We start from the raw sequence: 230 nt of genomic DNA, 5'->3' as shown, positions 1-230 counted from the left end.
CTATTGGAACGATGCCTGGGACGAGCAGCGCAAACGAGAAGTCATCAAATCAGCCTATCGAACCCATAAATTTAAAGGCACAAACGGAGCAATCGAAGAAGCGTTAAAGCCCTTCGGCGTGACCGCCAAGATTACAGAATGGTTTCAGACCAAGCCAATCGGCGCGCCTGCAAGTTTTGCTCTGACCCTGATAGCCGCCGAAGCCATCAGCCAAGCCGACTATCAGGAAA

Annotated in this window: 1 protein-coding gene; it reads left to right on the top strand. The window is 51.3% G+C overall.

Features of this window, described 5'->3' with window-relative positions:
* On the top strand, positions 1 to 230 hold a 230-nt coding region (locus ACTHS4_RS12770), incomplete at both ends, for a phage tail protein I (protein WP_440366070.1).

The organism is Neisseria sp. P0014.S009 (assembly GCF_051958155.1).
Taxonomy (GTDB): Bacteria; Pseudomonadota; Gammaproteobacteria; order Burkholderiales; family Neisseriaceae; genus Neisseria; species Neisseria flavescens_C.
Note: the sequence above shows the minus strand (reverse complement) of the source record. Positions and strands in the feature narration are given on the sequence as shown.